This window comes from Streptomyces sp. SAI-170, from assembly GCF_049739565.1.
Taxonomy (GTDB): domain Bacteria; phylum Actinomycetota; class Actinomycetes; order Streptomycetales; family Streptomycetaceae; genus Streptomyces.
This window is the reverse complement of record NZ_JBMGQD010000001.1, coordinates 7,482,259-7,503,443: the sequence shown is the minus strand read 5'-3', so window position 1 is coordinate 7,503,443 and position 21,185 is coordinate 7,482,259. Positions and strand designations below refer to the sequence as shown.

The 21,185-nt window shown below is 75.2% G+C and carries 15 protein-coding genes; 6 read left to right on the top strand and 9 right to left on the bottom strand.

Annotation, left to right across the window (positions count from 1 at the left end):
• Positions 1-21 precede the first annotated feature (21 nt).
• From RKD23_RS33745 to RKD23_RS33725, 5 genes are read right to left on the bottom strand one after another with little or no spacing between them, the layout of a single operon-like run.
• Positions 22-855 carry a S8 family peptidase gene (locus tag RKD23_RS33745; RefSeq protein WP_424857147.1) on the bottom strand — a complete coding sequence of 278 codons (834 nt, stop codon included), beginning with the start codon at positions 853-855 and terminating at the stop codon, positions 22-24.
• Positions 852-4,310, bottom strand: a complete 3,459-nt coding sequence (locus RKD23_RS33740) for an ATP-binding protein (protein ID WP_424857146.1) — start codon at positions 4,308-4,310, stop codon at positions 852-854. Before RKD23_RS33740 ends, RKD23_RS33745 begins: the two co-directional genes overlap by 4 nt.
• Positions 4,311-4,342: 32 nt before the next feature.
• Positions 4,343-4,552 carry an aroma-sacti cluster domain-containing protein gene (locus RKD23_RS33735; RefSeq protein WP_424857145.1) on the bottom strand — a complete coding sequence of 70 codons (210 nt, stop codon included), beginning with the start codon at positions 4,550-4,552 and terminating at the stop codon, positions 4,343-4,345.
• Positions 4,549-5,196, bottom strand: coding sequence for a hypothetical protein (locus RKD23_RS33730; protein ID WP_424857144.1), 648 nt, complete (start codon positions 5,194-5,196; stop codon positions 4,549-4,551). The genes RKD23_RS33735 and RKD23_RS33730 overlap by 4 nt, the downstream gene beginning before the upstream one ends.
• A complete protein-coding gene (locus RKD23_RS33725) occupies positions 5,193-6,275 on the bottom strand; it encodes a radical SAM protein (protein ID WP_424857143.1) in 1,083 nt (360 codons plus the stop codon). The genes RKD23_RS33730 and RKD23_RS33725 overlap by 4 nt, the downstream gene beginning before the upstream one ends.
• Positions 6,276-6,560: 285 nt before the next feature.
• On the opposite strand from RKD23_RS33725, the gene RKD23_RS33720 reads away from it, so the two are divergent.
• The 6 genes from RKD23_RS33720 (at position 6,561) to RKD23_RS33695 (ending at position 12,539) form a co-directional block, all read left to right on the top strand.
• A complete protein-coding gene (locus RKD23_RS33720) occupies positions 6,561-6,683 on the top strand; it encodes a hypothetical protein (protein WP_404039011.1) in 123 nt (40 codons plus the stop codon).
• Between the two features lie 119 nt (positions 6,684-6,802).
• Positions 6,803-8,023, top strand: coding sequence for a glycosyltransferase (locus RKD23_RS33715; protein ID WP_424857142.1), 1,221 nt, complete (start codon positions 6,803-6,805; stop codon positions 8,021-8,023).
• Positions 7,995-8,957 (top strand): DUF6895 family protein, encoded by a 963-nt coding sequence (locus tag RKD23_RS33710; protein WP_424857141.1) that lies wholly within the window; start codon positions 7,995-7,997, stop codon positions 8,955-8,957. The genes RKD23_RS33715 and RKD23_RS33710 overlap by 29 nt, the downstream gene beginning before the upstream one ends.
• Positions 8,958-9,025: 68 nt before the next feature.
• The gene (locus RKD23_RS33705) at positions 9,026-10,237 is read left to right on the top strand and encodes a radical SAM protein (protein WP_424858395.1); all 1,212 of its coding nucleotides are present in this window, start codon (positions 9,026-9,028) and stop codon (positions 10,235-10,237) included.
• Between the two features lie 2 nt (positions 10,238-10,239).
• On the top strand, positions 10,240-11,157 hold the full coding sequence (locus RKD23_RS33700) for a DUF6895 family protein (RefSeq protein WP_424857140.1): 918 nt from the start codon (positions 10,240-10,242) through the stop codon (positions 11,155-11,157).
• On the top strand, positions 11,154-12,539 hold the full coding sequence (locus RKD23_RS33695; protein WP_424857139.1) for an MFS transporter: 1,386 nt from the start codon (positions 11,154-11,156) through the stop codon (positions 12,537-12,539). Before RKD23_RS33700 ends, RKD23_RS33695 begins: the two co-directional genes overlap by 4 nt.
• A gap of 19 nt (positions 12,540-12,558) precedes the next feature.
• Here the strand turns inward: RKD23_RS33695 and RKD23_RS33690 are convergent, their stop codons facing one another.
• From RKD23_RS33690 to RKD23_RS33675, 4 genes are all read right to left on the bottom strand, one after another.
• A complete protein-coding gene (locus RKD23_RS33690; protein ID WP_424857138.1) occupies positions 12,559-14,340 on the bottom strand; it encodes a BTAD domain-containing putative transcriptional regulator in 1,782 nt (593 codons plus the stop codon).
• A gap of 196 nt (positions 14,341-14,536) precedes the next feature.
• A complete protein-coding gene (locus tag RKD23_RS33685) occupies positions 14,537-17,557 on the bottom strand; it encodes a helix-turn-helix transcriptional regulator (RefSeq protein WP_424857137.1) in 3,021 nt (1,006 codons plus the stop codon).
• A 95-nt stretch (positions 17,558-17,652) separates the two neighbouring features.
• Positions 17,653-17,853 (bottom strand): hypothetical protein, encoded by a 201-nt coding sequence (locus RKD23_RS33680; protein WP_404039032.1) that lies wholly within the window; start codon positions 17,851-17,853, stop codon positions 17,653-17,655.
• A 123-nt stretch (positions 17,854-17,976) separates the two neighbouring features.
• The gene (locus RKD23_RS33675; protein ID WP_424857136.1) at positions 17,977-21,039 is read right to left on the bottom strand and encodes a type 2 lanthipeptide synthetase LanM family protein; all 3,063 of its coding nucleotides are present in this window, start codon (positions 21,037-21,039) and stop codon (positions 17,977-17,979) included.
• Positions 21,040-21,185 lie beyond the last annotated feature (146 nt).

Below are 21,185 nucleotides of genomic sequence, written 5' to 3'. Positions count from 1 at the left end.
CTTCCCTTCCGGCGCCGGTCGTTACCGGCGTCCGTGGACACGGACGTTGGCTGCGGACAGATACAGGGCGTTCTTCAGCTGGAACGGCGTCAGCCGTGGCCGGCTCGACAGGATCCGTGCGCACAGGCCCGCCACGAACGGGGTGGCGAAGCTGTTGCCGGAGCTGCGGATCGACGTACCGCCGAGCCAGGCCACCTGGACCCGCTGCCCCGGAGCGAAGAACTCCACCGGCGGGTCGGGGTTGTACAGGTGCAGGTCGGGGTCGTCCTCCTGGTGGCTGCCGACCGAGATCACCGAGGAGAAGCGCCAGGGGAAGCTCTCCACATGCGTGTTGTGGGCCGCGGCGACGATCACGGTCTGCTGGAAGTAGGCCTCGTCGGCCAGCCGGCGCAGCTCCTCCACGAAGCGGGCGTGGCTGGTGGACAGGCTCAGGTTCACCACGTCGAACCGTTGGCGCACCGCCCAGCGCAGGCCTTCGAGGAGGACGTCCCCGCTGCCGGAGAAACGCTCGCCGAGCACCCGTACGCTGGTCAGCTCGCACTCCGGCGCGGTGCGGCGGATGATCCCGGCGCAAGCGGTGCCGTGGCCGCAGGCGTCGCCCTCGTCGGTCTCCTCGACGTGGACGCCGTCGTCGTCCTTGAAGACGCGCCAGGAGCCGTCGAGCGGGCCGACCATGGGGTGGTCGGGTTCGACGCCCGAGTCGACCACGCACACGCGCACACCCCGGCCGGTCCCGCCGACCAGGCCCTGCGGGGGCGCGTCCGGCGGCCCGTCGGCCTCCACGGGTACGTCGGCGGGGCCGCGCCCCCGCAGGCCCCAGGTGAGTCCGGGCGCCGGTCGCTGCGCGGTGGTCATCGTCGTGCCTCCTGTCCGGCTGCGGTGACGCCGTGGCATCCGGCGGCCACGGCCTCGGCGTGGCGTACGGCCGGGAGGTGGCCCTTGGCCGCGAAGTGCCGGCGTGCGCGCAGGGCCGCCGGGGCCGCGTCGGCCGGGCGGCCCAGCGCGAGGGCGGTGCGGGCCAGGTCGAGGGCGGCGAGGCCCTGCACGATGGGTGAGTCGGTGCAGGCCGCGGTGGCCGACGCCCTCGCGGCCAGCCGGGTCGCGGTCCCGTCGTGTCCGCGCGCGGCGGCGATCCGGGCGCGCAGCCCGTCGAGGTCGGCCGACTCGGCACGCGGCCGGGCCGGGCCGGCCAGTTCGGCGAGAGCGGCCTCGGCGGCGGGCACGTCACCGAGGTCCAGCCTGATACGGGCGGCGTCCAGCAGGGCACTGCGCAGCAGCGCCGTCGCGCCCAGGTCCCGCGCGGCCGAGGCTGCCCGCTCCAGACACGCCAGCGCCTCATCCGCGCGGCCGGCGAGGTCGGCCACGGTCGCGGTGAAGATCGGCAGGAAGGCGTCGGCCTCGGCGTAGCCGAGCCCCTTGGCGAGGTGCTCCGCCTCGGCGAGACACGCCAGGGCGCCGTCGCGGTCGTCGTGCAGCGCGAGCACCACCGCCAGGGGGCAGTTGAGCGTCAGCCGTACGGCCCGGCGGCCGGGCCCCTGGTCGGCGAGGAGCGCACGGCAGCGGGCCACGGCGTCCTCGACCGGCTGGGGGCCGCGCCAGAGCGACACGCCGACCGCCCCGAGCGCCGCAGCCCGCTCCGGCTCGGCATCGGCCCGCACCGCATGCCGCAACGCGCGATCCAGCAGCCGCTCCGCCGCCCGGTGCCGCCCATGCTCCTGCGCGGCCTGCGCGAGCCGCAGACAGGCCCTCGCCTGACCGAGCTCGTCCCCGGCCGCGGCGAACACCGGCAACGCCGCCGCAGCCGCCTCGGCGGGCGACTCGCCCTCCCGCCCCGCGACGGGCCCGGCGGAAGCGAGGGCGAGCCGGGCGTGGGCGGCTTCTACGGCGTCGGGGGTGGGGGCGGTGCTGTGGGCGGTGGGCTTTTCGGCGTGCGCGTCGTGGGCGGGTGGCTCTACGGCACCGGAGCCACGGGCGGGGGCCTCCACCGCGTCCACGCCGCAGGCGACGACCTCTACGGAGTCGGCGTCACGGGCGGAGGCTTCTACGGCGTCCGCACCGCGGGCGACAGCCGCTACGGAGTCGGCATCAAGGGCGGAGGGCTCTACGGCGCCCGAGCCACGGCCGGTGACCTCCACGGCGCCCGAGCCGCAGTCGGTGACCTCGATGTCGCCCGAGCCACCGGCGGTGGCCTCCACGCCCTCCAGCGCGACCCCGCCCCTCAAGTCAGCCCCCGCCCCCGCCCCACCGCCGGAGGCACCCGTCTCGGTGAGGACCTCCTCCAGCAGGGCCCGGCCCTCCTCGCCGCGGCCTAGGTCGAGCAGGGTCTGGCCGAGGCGGCGGCGGGTCGGGGTGCGGCCCGGTTCGCCGGGGGTGTAGTGGGAGGCGGCTCGGGAGAGGAGGTCGGCGGCCCAGGCGGGGTCGGCGTGGGCGAGGGCCAGGCGGCCGGCCTCGGCGAGGGCGTCGGCGGTGCGGCGGCGCAGGCGGTCGGTGTGCGGGTCCTGGGCGCCGAGCTCCACGCGGTAGCGGTGGGCCTGTTCGAGGTGGGCGCCGACCGCGGCGTCGCCTCGGCCACGGACGGAGTCCAGCCGTGCGGCCCGTTCGTGCCGGTCGGCCCGGTCCTGCTTGGACTGGCTGGCGTAGACGACCTCCTGGATGAGCCCTCCGGCGAAGCGGAAGGCGTCGCCGTGCGGGCGGATCAGCCGGTGGCGGACCAGCCGGTGCAGCGTGGAGCGCAGCTCGGACGGGGTCCAGGTCTCCTCGGGGCGCCCGGCGAGCGCGGCCATGTCGGCGGCGGTGAAGTCGCCGCCGAGGACCGACGCGAGGCCCAGGGCGCGGTGTTCGGGCGGGTCGAGCGCGTCGATGCGGGCGCCGATCAGGGCCTGGAGCGGGAGCGGGACGTGGTCGGCGTCGACGGGCTGTCCGGCGAGCAGGAGCTGCTCCAGGTGCAGCGGGTTTCCGCCCACTCTGGCCAGGATCTGGGCGGCGAGCGGTTCGCCGTCCGTCGTACGGCCGGTCAGTTCGGCGGCGAGGAGCCGCGCGTCGGCGTCGGAGAGCCCGCCGAGCGGTACGGCGTCCTGAGCCAGTTCGGGGCGTGCGTCGAAGAGGGGGGGCCGGGTGAGCAGGACGATCAGGACGGCCGCGTCGGCGAGGGCGCGCAGCAGCCGGTCGAGGGCGTCGAAGAGCGGCTGTGCGGCCCAGTGGCAGTCGTCGAGCACGAGGACGACGGGGCGGGTGCGGGACAGGTCGGCGAGGACCTTGGCGAGGGCCGCGCAGGTGTCGGCGGGTGAGGGGTTGGGGGTGCCGTCCAGGAGCAACCCCTGGCGGAGCAGGTCGAGTTCGGGTGTCGGCTCGGCGGGGGCGCCGGTGTTCAGCAGGTCGGTCACGGCGTCGGCGAGCGGTCCGAGGCTGGGCTGTTCACCTCGGGCGTGACAGCGTCCGACACCGTTGCGGGGGCCGCCGCCGGGAGAGCCTCCGGCGCGCTGGAGCCATTCGCGCACGAGTCGGGTCTTGCCCTGGCCCGGTTCCCCGCCGATCACCAGGCGGCCGGCCCGGCGGGTTCGGACGACCCGGTCCAACGCCTCGTCGAGCAGGGCGAGTTCACGTGTACGGCCGACGAAGGCGAGGTCGAAACGGCGGAGCGCCTCGGGGTCGTCCTTCTCGTCCAGGCCGAGCAGGCGGTGGGCGGTGACCCGGTCGCGCTTGCCCTTGAGCAGCAGCGGCCCGGTCGGTGTCGTGCGCACGCCCGGTCCGGCGGCGGCCAGGGTGTCGGGGCCGATGAGGATCTCCCCGGCGGCGGCGTTCTGCTCCAGGCGGGCCGCGATGTTGACGACCTCGCCGGAGACCATCGCCTGGCGCAGGGTGGCCGAACCGGTCACGGCCTGACCGGTGTTGACGCCGATGCGCATCTCCAGCGTCACGCCGACGGCTTCCTCCAGCCAGGCGTTGAAGGCGGCGAGCGCCTCACGCATGGCCAGGGCGGCGGCGACGGCCCGGCGGGCGTCGTCCTCGCGCACGGTCGGCACGCCGAAGACGGCCATCACGGCGTCCCCGATGAACTTCTCGACGGTGCCGCCCTGTTCCTCGATGCGCTGCCGCATCAGGTCGAACCAGCGCAGTGTCACCGAGCGCAGGGTCTCCGCGTCCAGCGCCCCGGACAGTGCCGTGGAGCCCACCAGGTCGCAGAAGAGGAGGGTCACCACCTTGCGGCCGGTCGGCCTGGCCGTGACCGGCCGGGTCGCGCACGGGCTGCCGCAGGCGGGGCAGAACCGGGCGTCGGGCGGCAGCGCGGCGCGGCACGAGGCGCAGGGCATGGGTTCCTCCGGGTGGGCGCGGGGCGTGGGGGTCAGAAGAGGGCGCCGCCCGCGACGTCGGCGTGGGCCTGTACCTCGGGGGCGGCCGCGTCGAGCCGTCCCCGGATCTCGATGAGCAGGGCCAGTTCCTCCGGGGTGAGCGCGGCCACGACCTCCAGCTGCTCGTCGCTGAGGGCGTCGACGTTGAACCCGGCGGCGGCGAGCGTCGCCAGGGTGGGCCGGGACGGGTCGTTGTCGGTCACGGATGTCCTCCAGGGTCGGCGGCCAGGGCGAGGAAGAGCCGGGTGAGCAGCTGGGCGGTGTGCAGGGCGCTGACGGACACGGCGGTCTGCCGGTCCGGGGTCAGGGCGAGGTCGTCGAGCAGCCGGTGCAGGTCGGCGAGGTGGCCGCCGTCGAGCTCCGCGTGCTCGCGCAGGGTGCGGAACGCCCCGGCCGGGAGCCCGGTGGCCTCGGTGAGCCGGTCCGCGAGCCGGGGCCCGGGAGCGTTGCCCTCCAGGACGGCGATGTAGCCGAGCAGCGCGACGGGGTGCTCGTGCTCGATGCGGTAATACTGCGCCCCGGCCAGCTCGACGACGACGGGGTGCGGCACGGCGGCCGGTCCGGCACCGGCGGCGGCGAGGTCCTCCAGCAGCCAGGTGTCGTGGTCGCGTTCCTCCTCCGCGTGCCGGATGTAGTACGCGGCGAGGTCGGCCGACTCGGCGCACCGTTCGGCGGCGCGTTCCAGCAGCGGCACGGAGGCCCGTACGAGCGGATGCATGGCGGTCAGATAGCGGACGTAGCGCTGCCGCAGTCCGTCGGGGCGCCACAGGGCCGCGGTCGCCGCCCGCAACACCGGTGTGACGGGCGTGAGTTTGGTCCGCAGCGCGAGGGACGCGGGGGCCGTCATCGAAGGCTCCCGTCCTGCACGGGCGACTCCACCAGGTGCGCGTAGCGGGCGCAGCCCAGGCGGCGGACCAGGGCGGCGGGTCCGGCGGCGCGCTGCTGTGCGGCGCCGAGCCGGTCGAGGACTTCCCCCACCCGGCCGCCGGCGTCCCGGGCCGCGCCCGCGAGGACGTCGGGGTGGTCGGCGAGGGCGTGGCAGCTGCGGCAGTAGCCGTCCGGGGCGGGCGTACCGCCGTAGCGGGCGTGCAGCCGCCGGGGTCCCACGGTGCGCAGCATCCGCAGCACCGGGGAGTCGAGGGAGCGGGCGCGGACGGTCGGCCAGTCGTCGTCGGCGATGTGTCCGAGCCGCAGATGCGCGGGGACGGGGCGGCGGTCCACGGTCCACTGGTTGCAGCAGGCGGCGACGGTCCCGTCGAAGGCGACGACCGGCCAGGCCGCGAGGGTGCAGGGGGCCGCGCGGGTGCCGTCCGGTCCGGGCGGTGTCGCCGGGACGAGGCCCGCGGCGCGGCCGAGCGGCCTGATCTCGTTGACCAGCAGGGGCACTTGGCGGCCGAACGTGCGGTGGATGTCCGTGACGGCGTCCGCGAGGTAGGGGTCGTCGGGGCCGGTGCCGGTGAGGTGGATGCTGACGGGGACGCCGGCGTCGAGCACGGTCCGCAGGGCGCGCAGCGTCTGCGCGCGCGGGACCTCGCGCTCGTGGTGGACGTCCAGGCTCGCGGAGAAGTGGTCGAGGGCCTCGACCGTGCGCATGATCCGGTCGGGTACGTGTCCGTCGCGGGCGAAGAACATCCCGCTGAGCAGCGCGACCCGGGAGCCGGCGGCGTGTGCGAGACCGGCGATCCGGGCGGCGAGTCCGGGCAGCAGCAGGGGTTCGCCGCCGGTCAGCAGCACCACTTCGGGGCGGTCGTCCGCACCGAACGAGCCGATGAAGTCGAGCAGTTGATCCGGGGCAGGACGTTCGGTGGCCGCCATGGACGAGTCCGTGGAGCAGTGGGCGCAGCTCAGGGGACAGCGGCGGGTGAGCGCCACCAGGAGGCCGCCGCAGGGCACGGGCCGCAGGCCGATGAGCTCCGCCAGGTCCACGTCGTCTCCTCCGGGTCTCCTCCCCGCGAGCTCGTGCCGCGCGCGGAGCATGCCCCGGATCGTGTCCGCGGTCGGCACAGTTCCGGTTCGTGGTCGCCTGGCGATCGGTTAATTCGCAGGTCGGGTGGGTCGTACGGCCGGATGCGGGGGCGGCTTGCGGGGCGGCGCGGCGGCGCACGGTCGGCTTTTACCGGCATCGAACCGCCGGTCAGGCGTTCCCATACCGGGCGTCCGTACGTTCTTTCTCAGCCGGCGCAGCGACGCCGTCGACCAAGGAGGATCCACATGCCCGAGAACACGAACCCCGAGCCGACCGAGAACGAGGACATCGAGGTCGTCGCGCACGGCGAGACCGAAGAGGTCGTCGACTCCGGCTGCGTGATCAACAACTCCAGCGAGCTCTCCTGACACGGCGGACTCGCACCTGAGCACCGCGCGGGCCACCCGGTTCCCGGCAGTCCTCTGCCGGAGCCGGGGGCCCGCGGCCATCCGTCCCGGCACCGGACACGTAGAGGGAGCGGCTCGTCGTGAAGGTCCTGCTCTGCCCGCTCAGCGACGGCGGCTATCTCTACCCGGTGCTCGCCGTGGGCCGTGAACTGCGGCTGCGGGGACATGACATCAATGTCCTGGGCCGTGAATCCGTCGCGCCCGTCGTGGCGCAGGCCGGGCTGCCGTTCGCGGCGGCGGAGGAGTTCGGCGGACGCCGGGCGTTCTCCGCCACGTGGTGGGGGAAGACCGGGCCGGCCCAGTACCGGGCCGTCCTGCACGCGGCCCGGGACACGGGGGCCGACCTGCTGGTCACCTCCGTACTCTGCAACGGCGCCCTGGTGGCCGCCGAGGCGCTGGATCTGCCGGTGGTGGTGGTCGGGCTCTCGGTCCATCTGTGGGACTACCGGTCGGGCGGCGAAGGCGAGCCGCAGCTGGGCCGGACCCGGGAGAGCCGGACCCGCGACAGCCTGCTGCTCCACGCCGCCGTACGGGACCAGGCCGGTCTGGCCGGGCGCGCCTGCCGGTGGGGGGACGGCGCGCTGCTGGGGGACGCGCTGCTGCTGCGCGGGGACCCGGCGCTCGAGTACCCCGGCGCCCAACTGCCTGAGCGGGTCCGGCATGTGGGGCCGCTGTCCTGGGAGCCGACGCCCGACCCGGGGGAGGTCGCGGCGGTCGACGAGCACCTGGCCCGGTCCGGCAAGCCGGTCGTCTACGTCCATCTGGGCCGCTTCTTCGAGGGCAGGAGTCTGTGGCCCCGGCTCAACGAGGCCTTCACCGGAGGCCGGTTCCAGGCCGTGGTCGAACAGGGCCGGTCCACCGATCCGCGGCCCGCGCCGGACGCCGACATCCTGCTGGTCCGCAAGCCGTGGCTGGGCCCGCTCGTCGACCGTGCCGGGCTGGTGCTGAGCAACGGCACCTCCGCCCCGGTGCTGGCGGCGCTGCTGCGCGGCCGGCCGCTCGCCCTGTCCCCCAACGGCTCCGAGCAACCCCTGCTCACCGGCGCCTGTCTGCGCGCGGGTGTGGCCCTGCACTTCCCGAAGAGTCCTTCTGTGCCGGCTTCGGCCCTGCTGGAGTCCGCCTGGCGCGACGACGGCCTGCGGTCCCACGCGCGGGCGCTCGGCGGCAGGCTGGCCGCGGCGGACGGCGCGGAGCGTGCGGCCGACGTCGTCGAGCAGGTCGCCGGGGCGTCCGCTCTCCCGGTCCAGGCCTCCGCTTTCTCGAAGGAGAACCATGAGTACGCGACCAGCGGGCCTCGATGAGGCCGTGACGAGCCTGTCGGCGGGCGCCCGGGAGTGGATGCGGCTGCACGCGGCCTACCTCGACTCGCCGGCCGCCCATGCCGAACTGCCGGTGACTCCGCGGGTGAAGGCGCTGCTGCAGCTCGCGACGCTCCGGCGCCAGTGGGAGAGGTGCGCGCCCGGCGACCCCGCCCTGGCGGAGGTCACCTCGGTCGTCGAACAGGCCTGGCGGCGGCCGGACTTCGTGCGCCTGCTCACTCTGGAGGCGCGGTACGCACCGCAGTTCGAGCTGATGTACGCGGCGCTCGCACCGGGCGGGACCCTGGGCGACGCGCCGCGCGCCGTGCTGACCCGGCTGGCGTCCAGCGGCTATCTGACGCCCGGCCGCAAGCCGCCGTTCCTTCATCTGGAGGCCCGGTTCTACGCCGATCTCGCCGGCGCCGAGCACCGGTTCGCGTCGTACCGGGAGCTGTACGAGGCGAGTCCGCTGCCGCCGGCCGCCACGCTGCCCGTGGCCGATCTGGACGGCTGCCGGGTGGCCCACACGCTCTTCTACCTCAGCGACTTCGGCACCCGTGACCCCGGCCTGACGGAGGACGAGCGCGACCGGGCGCTGCGGGTCGTGGAGCGGCTGACGGACCATTTCGTACGGCTCGACGACTGGGACATCGCCGCGAAGCTGGTGCTGGCCCAGTGCTGCCTGGGCGCGGACCCGCGGCGCACCCCGTCCGGCGCGGCCTGCCTGCGGATGCTCGCCGCGGCCCAGGCCGCCGACGGTTCGATGCCCGGTCGTTCCGCCGCCGAGCGGGCCCCGGCGGACGCGACGCCGGTGGAGTACTTCCGCAAGGCGTACAAGGTGACCCTGATCGTGGCGCTGATGACGCTGACCGTCATCAGCGGCCGGGCCGGGGAACTGACCACGACGGGAGCATCGGCAGCAGGGGAGACACGGTGAGCATCGACCAAGCGGTGGGCGTCGACGCAGCGGCGAGCATCGACGCAGCAGTGAGCATCGGCACAGCGGTGAGTCCGGCGAGGCCGGCGGCGCCCGAGCCGGCCGACCGTCTGCCCTCCGGGGCGCGGCTGCTCAAGGGCGAGCGGAACTGGTGGTTCCTGGGGCCTGGCGGAGTGGCTCGCCTCACCGACCGGCATGTCACGGCCGACGGGGGCCTGCGCCCGGAGGCGGAGCGCCGGCTGCACGAGAGCGGCCTGTTCACGACGCCCCGGATCGGGGCGTACGCGCTGACCGTCCTCACCAGCACCCACTGCAACCTCGGCTGCGGATACTGCTTCCAGAACACCGCCCAGGACCAGGGCGGCGGCAGCCGGCCGCCCCGCATCGCGCGGACCCGGCTGACCTCGGACACGATCACCTCGATCCTCGGCTTCACCGAGCGGCAGATGGCCGCCTCGGGCCTGGAGAAGCTCAGCGTCCTGCTGTTCGGCGGGGAGCCCCTGCTCAACCCGCGCGGCTGTGTCGAACTGCTGGAGCGGGCCGGGAAGATCGCGCCCACCTCGGCCTGGATGATCTCCAACGCCACGCTGCTCACCCCACGCCTGGCGCGCCGGCTCGCCGAACTTGGGCTGAGCTCGGTCCAGGTGACCTTCGACGGCGACCGCCCCGACCACGACCGGATCCGCGTCGGCAGGGCGGACGGCGGCGGCACCTTCGACAAGATCGTCCGCAACATCGCACGGGCCTCCGAGGTCTCCCCGCTGCGCTGGACCCTGCGGGTGAACGTCTCGCAGGAGACCTTCGACGGCGTCGACGCGCTGATCGACCGGCTCGCCGGCACACTCGACCCCGCCCGCTGCTCGCTGTACTTCGCCCGGATCGGCGACGTGGGCGTCGGCTACGCCAACAGCCTGCTGCACAACGGCGACCTGGCGGCCGCGTTCACCCGCTGGCAGCGCCGGGCGCTCGAACTGGGCTTCACCGTGAGCCGCCCCGGTGCCCGGAAGACCTGTGTCACCTGCGGTCACACCGACGGGCGCTACGGCGCGGTGGTGAGCGCGGACGGCACCCTGGCCAGCTGCTGGGAGACCGCGGGCAAACCGGACTGGGAGGTGGGCACCGTCACCGACGGCTATCTGCCGAGCACGGTGACCCGCGACCGCTGGATCGGCTGCCAGGACCTCTACCGCTACGACGAGGACGCGCGGACCCTGGCACGGTTCCGGGACACCGTCGACACGGCCCTGCTGGACCATCTGCACGCGACGGGACGGCTGTAGCCATGGCCGAGCCCCTGGAGCGGCTGGCCGCCGGCGCGCTGGGCTGGCTGGCCGGGAACCTCGACCACTTCGACCCGTTCTCGGCGAGCGGCCGGCCGGCGACCCACGGCACGGCGAAGGCCGCGCTGGAGCTGGCGCTGCTGTGCCACTGCGCGGCCCGCCTGGACGAGCCCCCGGACACGCTCGTCGGGGCGACGGCCCTCGTCCGCAAGCTCTGGCAGGACCCGGACTTCCCCCGCCTCTTCGACGACGTGCCCAGGCACGGCTCCACGTACGGGCTGATCTACGCCGCCCTGGCCCCCGACGGCATCGACAGCGCACAGGTCCGCGCCCGACTCGCCCTGCTGGAGCCCGAGTTCCTCTCGCCCCGGGGCAAGTCGCCCTACCAGCGCATCGAGATCCGCCACTACGCGGACAAGGCGGGGGTCCGACACACCGTCGAGCCGTACGCCGAACTCCTGGCGCACAGCCCGCTGGTGGCGTACCGGGCCGACGAGTCGGCCGAGGACTGGGCGCCGTTGAGCATGCCGCAGGCGTACGCCCTGACGCACACGGCGTTCTACCTGGGGGACTTCGGCCGGACATCGCCCGGCCTCGGAGGCGGCGCGCTGGTCCACGCCCGGGACCTGGTGGGCCGGCTGCTGCGACACTGCGTCGAGCACGAGCTGTGGGACCTGGCGGCGGAGCTGGTGCTCACGCAGTTCGTCCTGGGGAGCGAGCCGCTGGACACCCCGCAGGGCGCGGCTGCCGTGGAGTGCCTGGTGCGGGCCCAGCGGCCCGACGGGGCGCTCCCGGGACGGTCGGCCGCGCTCGCGGCCCAGCCGTCTGCCTCGCCAGGGGAGTTCTTCGCCAAGGCGTACCACACGACCCTCGTCACCGCCCTGGCGGCGCTGATCGTCGCCTCGCCGAGGCCGTCATGAGCCCGCGGCTGACGCTGATCAACCGCGACTACACGCGGCTGTGGTTCGGTCAGGCGGTGTCGTCGGTCGGGGACGCCGTGTTCGGCACGACGCTGGTGCTGTGGGTGGCGACCGTGCTGGCGAAGGACGAGCCGTGGGCGCCGGTCGCGGTCAGCGGCATCCTCATGGCGTCCAGCGCGGCCGTGCTGGTGATCGGGCCGCTCGCGGGCGTCTTCGTCGACCGCTGGGACAAGCGCGCCACGATGCTGCGCACCGAGTGGTTCCGGGCCGGGCTCGTGACGGTGCTGACCGCCGTCACCCTGTTGCCGCGCGACGCCCTGCCGGCCGGGGTCTGGCTCGCTGTCCTCTACACGACCGTGCTGCTGCTGAACGCGGCGGGCCAGTTCTTCAACCCGGCACGCTTCGCGGTCCTCGCCGACCTGGTGACCGGGGAGGCCGACCGTGCCCGCGCCGCCGGGATCGGCCAGGCGACCGGGCAGACGGCCTGGATCGTCGGGCCGCCGCTGGCCGCGCCGCTGCTGTTCACCGCCGGACTGCAGTGGGCGTTGCTGTGCAACGGCCTGTCGTACGTCGTGTCGTACCTCGCGATCCGCTCCATCGGTGTCCGCACGCCGGGTCCGCGCAGGGCGACCCCTCCCCAACGGCGGGGGCTGCGCCGGGAGTTCGTGGACGGGCTGCGCTTCTTCGCCCGCAGCAGGTTCCTGGTCGCGCTGCTGGTGCTGACCGTCATCGGGCAGTTCGGGGTCGGCGCGCTGAGCACGCTGAACGTCTTCTTCACCACCGACAACCTGCACGCGGACGCCCATCTGTACGGCTACCTCGGCATGGCGATGGGGGTCGGCGGCATCGTCGGCGCGCTGTGCGGGGGCCGAGTGGTGCAGTGGTTCGGGGCGCGGCGGGCCACGTGGGCCGGTCTGCTGGTGAGCGGTGTGCTGCTGGTCGCCTACTCGCGGCAGACGGGCTTCCTCGGCGGTCTGGCCCTGCTCTTCGTCTTCACCGTCCCGCTCACCGTGCTGAACACCGCGATGTCCCCGCTGCTGCTGGCGGCGGCTCCCGCGGAGTACCGGGGCCGGGTCATGGCCGTGTTCTATCCGGTGACCAAGCTCGCGTCGATGCTCTCCGCGGTGCTGTCGGGCTGGCTCGCCGGTTCGCTGCTGCGGGACGCCGGGGGCTCGTTCGGCGGGCTCCGGTTCGGGCCCGTCGACCTGGTCTTCGCCGCGTCCGGGGTGATCGTCGTGCTTGCCGGGGTCTACGCCTGGATCGCGCTGCCCGGTACAGAGAGCGCCGAGAGCACCGAGAGTGCCGACGAGGCCGACCCGGCACCGAGCAGGGGCAAGAACCAGGACACCGAGGTCGTTGCCCACAGCGACGACGACGAGTGACTCGACGCTCCGACGGCCTCTAGGGAGCAGTGGTGCCGGCCAGGGCGCCGCGAGCGTAGAGCCGTATCAGGTGCGGCAGTTCGTACTGTGCCGCGTGGGCCGTCACCTCGCCGCCCGGTGAGGTGACCATCCCGGCGTCGATCAGCGTCTCCACGACCCGTACGGCGTGCCGCTCGTCGCAGCCGAGGGCCTCGGCCGCCTCCGTCAGGCCGAACGGGCCGTCCCCGGTGCCCTCGGCCAGCCGGGACGCGTGCCGCCCGCACTCGGCCGGCAGTGCCTGCCAGCCGCGGGCGAGCCGGCGTCGTACGGACACGTCTCCGGAGGTCAGTTCGTCCAGCGCGCCGGCCGGGTCGGCGAGGCGGTCGGCGAACTCCCGCAGCGGCACATGGCGCAGCACCGCGAGCCGCATCCCGCTCACCCGGACCGCGAGGGGCGAGCCGCCGCAGGCGCGCACGATGCGCAGCGCCGCCTCCCGGTCGGCCCGCACCCGGCTGCCGCCGACCAGCCCGGTGAGCAGGTGCAGGGCCTCGGCGGTGCCGAGCGGGGGCACGGGGACCCGGTGCACCGGTGCCAGTCCGCCGAGCTGGCCGCGTGCGGTGAGCAGGACCCGGCCCTGACCGCCGTACGGCAGCAGGGGGCGTACGGCGCTCTCCCCGGGTACGTCGTCCAGGACGGCCAGCACGCGGTGGGCCGCCAGCCATTCCCGCCAGGTCTCGGGCGTCAACGGCCCGGTGCGGCCGATGCGTCGGGCCAGTTCGGCGAGCACGTCGGGCAGGGGGCGGGGTGTGCCGTCGGCGTCGCGCAGGCTCACACAGAGGCGGCCGTCGGGGAAGCGGTCGCCGAGGAGATGGGCGGCGCGTACCGCGAGGGTGGTCTTCCCGGCTCCGGCGGGGCCGGACAGCAGGACGACGCCCCCGGGGCCGTCCAAAAGGTGCAGGACGTCGGCGAGTTCGTCGGCCTGGCCGGTGAAGTCGACGACGTCGGGCGGGAGGGCGTCACGGCCCGACGGGGTCCGCGCGCGGGGCCGGTCCTCGTCCGCGAGGACGGCGCGGTAGCGGGCGGCCATGGCGCGGCTCGGTTCCAGGCCCAGTTCGCGGGCGAGGAGCTGGCGGTAGTCGTCGTACACCGCGAGTGCCTCGGCCTGCCGGCCGCAGCGGCTCAGCGCGCACATCAGGGCGGAGCGCAGCCGCTCGCGCAGCGGATGCCGCTCCACGAGATCGCGCAGCCCCTCCACCACGGCCGACGCGTCGCCCACCGCCAGTTCGGCCTCGGCCCAGCTCTCGTACGCCGTGACGTGGCGCAGTTCGAGGCGCTCGGCCTCCTCGGCGAGCCGGGGCGAGTGCCGCAGGTCGTCGCCGAACGGCGGGCCCTGCCAAAGGTCGAGGGCCTCGCGCAGCAGCGGGGCGGCCGAGCCGGGGGGTTGTCCTTCGGCGGCGCGGACCAGGGAGCGGAACCGCAGGAGGTCGACCTCGTCCTCGGTGACGCGCAGGACGTACCCGCCGCAGGTGTGGGTGAGCCGTGGCCCGCCGTCCGCCTCGCCGAGCAGGGCGCGCAGGGCGCTGACGTACACCTGGAGGTTCTTGCGGGCGGTGCGCGGGGGTTCCTCGGGCCAGACAGCGTCGGTCAACGCGTCCACGGACACCGGGGAGTTGGCGGAGCCGAGCAGCGTCGCCAGGACGACGCGCTGCTTGAGCGGGCCGAGGGGCAGGGCGTGGCCGTCGCGGTGGACCGCGAGCGGGCCGAGGACGGAGAACCGGAGCGGGCCGGGTGACGCTGCGGGCTGCGCGGGCGGACGCGGCATCGAGCGAACCTCCGTGAAGGCGAGGGGGGTTGGTCGGTCGGATCGATGATCCGCCGCCCCGGCCCGGCCCGCATCGGGGCCGGGCCCGCAGAGTCACGCCGCGCTCACGCGTCTCCTGGGGAAGGGACCCCCATACGGGCGGGGGCGTCCCCCATGCCGGGCCTGCACAGCCCCCAGGAACGGCCGTCCGTGCGGGTCAGGCGGGGGTCACCGGCCGGGCGGCGCCGGGCCGCCCCTGGTCCTTTGCCTGGTCCTCCGCCCGGTCCGCCGACAGCTTGCACAGGGCCGAGCGGTCCGCGGAGCCGGTCTTGGCCATGAGGCTCGCCATGTGCTTCTCCACCGTGCGGGGCGAGATGCACAAGCGCTGGGCGATCTGCTGGTTGCCGGGGCGTTCGGCGAGCAGCACGAACACCTCGTACTCGCGCGGTGTGACACCCGCGGTGCGCAGCTCGGCGGGGATGCGCTCGCGGCCACCACGGCGCTGCGGGACGCTGACGCCGGCCTGCCGCATCAGGGCGCGGCAGGCGCCGGCGACGGGCTGGACGCCCGCCTCGTGGAAGTACTCCTCGGCGGTGCGCAGCCAGGCGACGGGTTCGCCCCAGGAGTCCGCGAGCGCGCCCTCCGCGGTCAGCCGCAGGGCGAGGTGCCAGGCCTGCGGGAACAGCGCCGCCGACCGGGCGGCCTCCGCCACGGCGTGCCGGGCACCGTCCGGATCGCCCGCCCGACCGCGCAGGACCGCGTCCGTGAGGCTCAGGAACATGCGGTTCCAGGCGAGTTGGCCTCCGGGCGAGGCGAGCGCCTCCTGGTGGGCGTCGCGGCTGTCGGCGTCGCCGTCGAGGGCCCGCAGCAGGGGGCGCAGGCCGTAGCGGCCGCTGAGGTAGAAGAAGCTGGGGTGCCGGCGCTCCCAGGCCAGGGCGGCGTCGAGTTCGGCCCTCGCCCGGGGCCGGTCCTCGGCCATCAGGGCGCCCATGGCCTGGCACAGTCCGCGTTGCAGGGGCACGAGCATCGACTCCTCGCCGCCCGCCCGGCGGAACCGGGCGAGGGCGCGGTCCTGCTCGCGGGCGCGGCCCTGGTGGGCGGCGAGGGTGGCGTCGACGAGGAGCAGATAGCGGTGCGCCGACAGGTTCTGCAGACGGGCGCTGGCCTCCAGGGACCGTTCGACGATCTCCCGGGCCCGGTCCCAGCGCGCGCCCAGCACGCTCTGCATGGCGAGCAGGCCGTCGGTGGTCTGGAGCAGGGCCAGATGTCCGAGCTCCTGGGCCGCCGCACGGGCCGTCTCCAGGGAGGTGGCCTCGCCGGTGCGCATGAACGCGTTGGTGCCGAGCCGTACCAGCGCCTCGGCCCGGCAGGGCGCGAGCCGGTGCTTCTCGGCGACCTCCAGCATCCGCACCAGACAGGCGTCGGCCTCGTCGAATCCGCGCGCCCGGGACAGCAGGGCCAGCAGTTGCCAGGCCCGGCACGCCACGACGGGCCGCCCCCGTTCCTCGGCGGTGAGCGCGGCGGCCCGGGCGGAACGTTCCGCCTCCTCAAGCCGCCGTCTGTCGGCGGGAGTGGGGGCGGAATCGGGCAGCCGATGCCGGGAGTCGCGTGCGCCGTCGGGTTCCGGGAGCAGGGCGAGATGGCCCTCGACCACCACGAGGGCCGCCTCCTGCTCCGGGCGCGGGGCCGTGCCGAGGAGGGCGCGGGCCGCGCGGATGCGGCGGTGCGCCTCCTGCTGCTGCTCGGCCATGGTCGCGACCCACGCGACCTGGGTGTGCGCCTGGGCCCGTTCCTGCGCCGCACGCGTCCCGGCGGGCGCCGGGGGCAGGTCGTCGAGCAGTGCGGACGCCGCGTCGAGCCGCCCGGACTCGGCCTCGGCGATGGCCAGATGGACGGTGATCGCGTCGCGGTCCTCGTCGGCGGCGAGGCCGCGGGCGCGCTCCAGCAGCACGGCGGCCGAGCCGGACGCACCGGCGTCCAGCAACTCCTGGCCGACCTGGGCGAACTGCCGGGACGCCGTCACCTTGTCCCCCGCCGCCAAGCGCAGCGTGGCCACCAACTGGCGCTGCTCGCCGGTCAGTTCCCCGGCGGACTCCTCGATGGCGGTGGCCGCGCGGCGGGCCAGCGCGGCCTGTTCGGCGGGTGGCAGGGAGGCCCTCAGGGCGTCCGCGGTCAGGACGTGGCGGAAGGTGTAGTGGTCGTGGGCGGCCCCGTCCGGGGCGATGATCCCCGCCTCGGAGGCCGACCGCAGATGGGCGAACAGCGCGCGGTCGTCGAGCCCGGTCACCGCCCTGAGCGCCTCGACGGAGAACCGGCCGCCGAGCGTCGCCGCGAGGAGCAGCAGCTCGCGCACGGGCTCGTCCAGGCGGCTCAGCCGGCGCGCCCAACTGCGGACGGCACCCGTCGGCACGCTCGCCCCGCCCTGGTCGGCGATCCGCCAGCCGCCCTCGGCCCGGCTGAGCCGTCCCGTGTCCAGCAGGTCGGCCAGCAGCACCTCCACCAGGTAGGGGTTGCCGCCCGCCCGCTGCGCGAGGTGCCGGTGCGCGGCCGGGGGCACCTCACCCGGCCCGGCGTCCAGACAGGCCTCCACCATGTCCCGTACGGCGGTCTCGTCCAGCGGCGTCAACTCCCGTAACGCGGCGGTGTTGCGCAGCTCCGCGGCGAGCGCCAGGTCGAGGGCCGGGCCGGGGTCGGGGCGCAGGGTGCCGACGAGCAGGACCGGCAGCCCGGCCACGTTGTCGGCGACGTACTCGACGACCGCGATCGTCTCGGTGTCGGAGTCGTGCAGGTCCTCCAGCAGGATCACGCAGCCGCGCTCGCGGCCGAGCACCGCAAGCAGCCTGAGCAGCGCCTCGGCCAGTTCGACCAGCGAGATCGTGTAACCGGGCGCCGCCGTGCCGGACCGCCACTCGGGTACCAGCCCGGCCAACGCGGGCCGGTACGGGTCCAGTTCGGGGTCGTCGGGGGCGCCGGCCGCGCGGAACCGCGACGACAGCGCCTCGACCAGGGGCCGGAAGGGGACGACGAGCCCGGTGGACGTGGCGCGGCCGCGCAGCACCGGCATGTCCCGGTCGTACGCGCGAAGCGCGCACTCGCCGGCCAGCCGGGACTTGCCGATCCCCGCCTCGCCGACCAGGAACACCGCCCGTCCGGCCCCCCTCCCCGCACTGTCCAGGGCCTGGTCCAGCAGCCCGACCTCGGCGTCCCGCCCCACGATGACCGACGACGTCGCTCGCATGGGCGCAGGCTACGTGATCCTTTTCGTACACGGCAGAGGGCCGGGGAGTCCCCCGGCCCTCTGTTCGTCCTGCTCGCCTTACGTGTGCTCCTGCCTCAGCACACCGTGATGGTGCCGGTGGTGAAGGGCATGTCCAGCGAGGCGACCGCGTCGCAGTCGACCGTCCTCAGCAGACGGCTGCGCAGCCCCAGCGCCGCGCTCGCGCCGAGAGTCACCTCGCCCACCGGGTGGTCCTGGGCCGCGGTGTCCGGGCCGGTGGCGCCGTCGACGTACCTCACCGAGTCACTGATCTGCATGGGTCCTCGCTCGTCCTTTGTCCGCAGGGGTGTGGGGTGGTGCGAGCCGTGCCGGTGGTGCGGATGGGTGGTCCTGTAGTGGTGCGACTGTGGTGCGGAAGGGTGGTCCTGTGGTGGACCGGGCTAGGGCCGGTCCACCCGATCGGCCTCGGGCGCGGGCGTCCGCAGCAGGAGCACGGGCGGTACGTGCTCCGGGAAGCCCGCCCGCAGGAGTCCGTGGCCGATGCCCGCGAGGCCGGTGAGCAGGCCGGGGTGCGGGACCCCGTCGGGGGCGCCGCTGCGGGCGTCGTTCTCCTCGACGGAGGCGAGGAGGGCTCCGGCCCGGCGGACCCAGTGCGGGCGTGCCTCGGGTAGCGCGCCGTGGCCCAGGAGTTCGCACAGTCCGGCCTCGCCGTGGCACAGGCTGTCGTCCGGAGCCGGCCGGTCCCGGCCCAGCTCCTCGACAGTGGCGCGGGACCAGTCCGCGAGCCGGGGTTCCTCCAGCGCGCCCGGCGCGTCCAGGACCGCGAGGGCGATCCCGGCCCGACCCCGGCACCAGGCGGAGGGCCGGGCGTCGCGGTCGGTGGTCTCTTCGTTCCGGCCCTCCGCCGAGCCACGCGCCCCTTCCGGTCCCCCGCCGGTGGCGACCCTCAGGGCCGTCAAGCCTGCGGTACGGCAGCGTCCGGCGAGCTCGTCATCGGAGCCCGTAGCCGCGGCACTGTCGGCGGTGCCGGCGAACCTCAGCAGCGCCCAGCCGATCCCGGCCGCCCCTGTCGCGAAGTCGCGGCCGACGGTGCTGAGGTCGGCGGCGAGCAGCCGCTCCGCACAGGCACGGGCCGCGAGCCACGTCCCCTGGCGGTCCTCCCCCGCCCCCGCGCCGCCCTCGTGCGCGGCCAGCAGGGCGACGAGCCCGCCCGCGACGCCCGTGCCGACCCCGTACTCGCGCTCGGACCGGCTCGCCCCGCCGACGAGCCGGAGCAGGGCCGACGCCCACGAGCCGATCTCCGGGTCGTCGAGCAGCCGCGCCGTCTCGGTGAGGGCGTACGCGATGCCGCCGAGGCCGCAGAAGGCGCCCGAGCCCACCGCGCCGAGGTCGCCGGGCCGGGCCCGGAGCATGTCGAGCAGCGCGGGCACCGGCGCGAGGGCCGTACGGGCCGCTTCGGCGTAGTGTCCGGCGCCGGTGAGCGCGGCCAACTGGGCCAGGAAGAGGGCCGGTCCGGTGTAGCCGCCGGCCAGGTCGGCGGGCATGGGGCCGATGCGCCAATAGCGGTCGTCGAGGAGTTCCAGGCCGATCCAGTTGCTGCGGGGGCCTTCGCGGTAGGCGAGGGAGACGAGCTGGTCCCCGACGGACCGGGCCGCCGACAGCAGCCGGTCGGGTTCCGGGGCGCGGTCCGCCGTACGGTTGCGGTGGCCCTCGGCGGGCCGGTGCGCGGGCTCGCGGGAGGTCGTCGCCATCGCGGCCCGCACGATCCACTCCTGGTCCTGCCGGTCGACGGTGTCCAGCGCGGCGAGCTTCGCGGCGACACGGTCGAGCCCTGCACGCTCCGTGCGCCCGGCCGGCCCCCTCCCCAGGGTGCCCCACAGCTCGTCCCGGCCGGGGCGGGCGGTGAACAACGGCACGTCTCCCGCCCAGAGTTGGGCGATCTCCTCGTCGACCAGGCCGGGCCCGGGTGCCGTGCCGAGCAGGTCGGTCCGCAGGGTCTCCAGGACGCGTTGCCTGGCGTCGGCGTCCTTCAGCAGATCGGGGTGGGTCGACTCGTCGAGCAGCATGCTGTACACCCAGGTCGGGCGCAGCACCACCCGTACGTCGTCCTGCGCGAACGCGGCCAACAGCCCGGTCGCACCGAGCAGTTCGTTCCTCGCCGCGCTGATCGCCTGGTACCCGGCGCGGAACCCGGCGCAGAGCGCCTCGACATGGGCCCCCGGCTCGACGGACTCGCCGTCCGCCAGGCGTGGCCGGTTGGCGGACTCGGCGAACCGGCCGGCCCGGCGCACCAGGCGCATCCGGTCGGTGCCGGCGTCGGCCCAGTCGGCGCGTACGACGGGTGACACGGCCTCGTGGCCACCGCCGACCGCGGACACGTCCAGCGCGGTGTGGTCGCCGACCAGCAGCTGCGGCAGCAGGCCGACCCGGTACACCGAGTCGTGCAGGGCGCGGGCGGCCGGGTCCGGGGTGGCGGCGTCGGCCAACGGTGGGTGGAACAGCGTCTCCACGTCGACCAGCACCGGGTGGGCGCCGGCCGCGATGAGGTTCTCGTGGTGCAGGTCGGTCCCGTCGAGCAGATGCAGCAGTGCCAGCAGGGCGCCCTGACGGCGGTAGAACGTCTCGACGTCCGCGGCCGAGCCGCAGGGCTGCGCGGCGACGAACTCCACCCATCCGTAGGCACCTTGGTCCAGCAGGCGCAGGGTGCGCAGGTCCACGGAGCCGGGCAGCCCGTTGAACCAGCCGACGAGGTCGTTGAAGTGCCGGTGCGCGGCGAGCGGCCGCGGCTTGTACACCAGCCGGGTGCCGTCGGCGAAGCGCAGCAGCATCACACCCCGCCCGCCCCGGTGCCCGTCACCGGCTCCCGCCTCGACACCGACGAGCAGCCCGGGGCCGTGCCCCGCTCGCACCAACAGGCCAGTTCCCTGGGTCAGCAGCGCATGGTCGTCCGCCAGCCGCTCGAGCATCTCCGTCGTCGCGTCCGCCGCGTCCAGCGCCGTCCGTCCCAGGATGCGTGCCAGCACCGGCCGTCCGGCCAGCAGGGCGGAAAGGCCGCTCCGGGAGCCGACCCGTCCCAGGAAGTCGCGGAACCGGGTACGGGGGTCGTCCCCGTCGAGCCGCTCGGCGGTCCGCGCCTCGTGCAGCTCCAGCACCAGCGTCCGCGCCGCCGCCCGGGCCAGCCTGCGGGCGAGCTGCCGCTCCAGGTCCTGGCGTACGGCGGTGATGTCGGCGAGTGCGCGGGCCCGGTCGGACACGCGCTGCTCCAGGCGCTCCCCCGCACGGGCGGTGAAGGGCCGCAGCACCCACTCGAAGCCGCTCAGCCCCGGCTGGTCCCCCTCGGGGGCGACGGCCTCCACCGGGGCCGCGGCCGTGGCCTCCTCCGCGAACTCCGCCCAGTCCGGGGGGAGTTCGCCCCCGTCCCCGCTGACCAGGCCGGCCTCCCACCACCGCCCGGCCTCCGACAGCGGCGCCCCCGCCCGTGCCTGTCCGGCCTCTGCCGCCATCGTCCCTCCCCCGCTTCCCGTTCCCCCCGCCGGTGTGCTCCCCCCGGCACACCTGATCCTCGTACGAGGACCCCCATGGCCACATGGGGAACAACCCCCCATGTTTTCGGGGCGTGCGCGCAGAGGCCTCCGTGCACCGGGAGCAC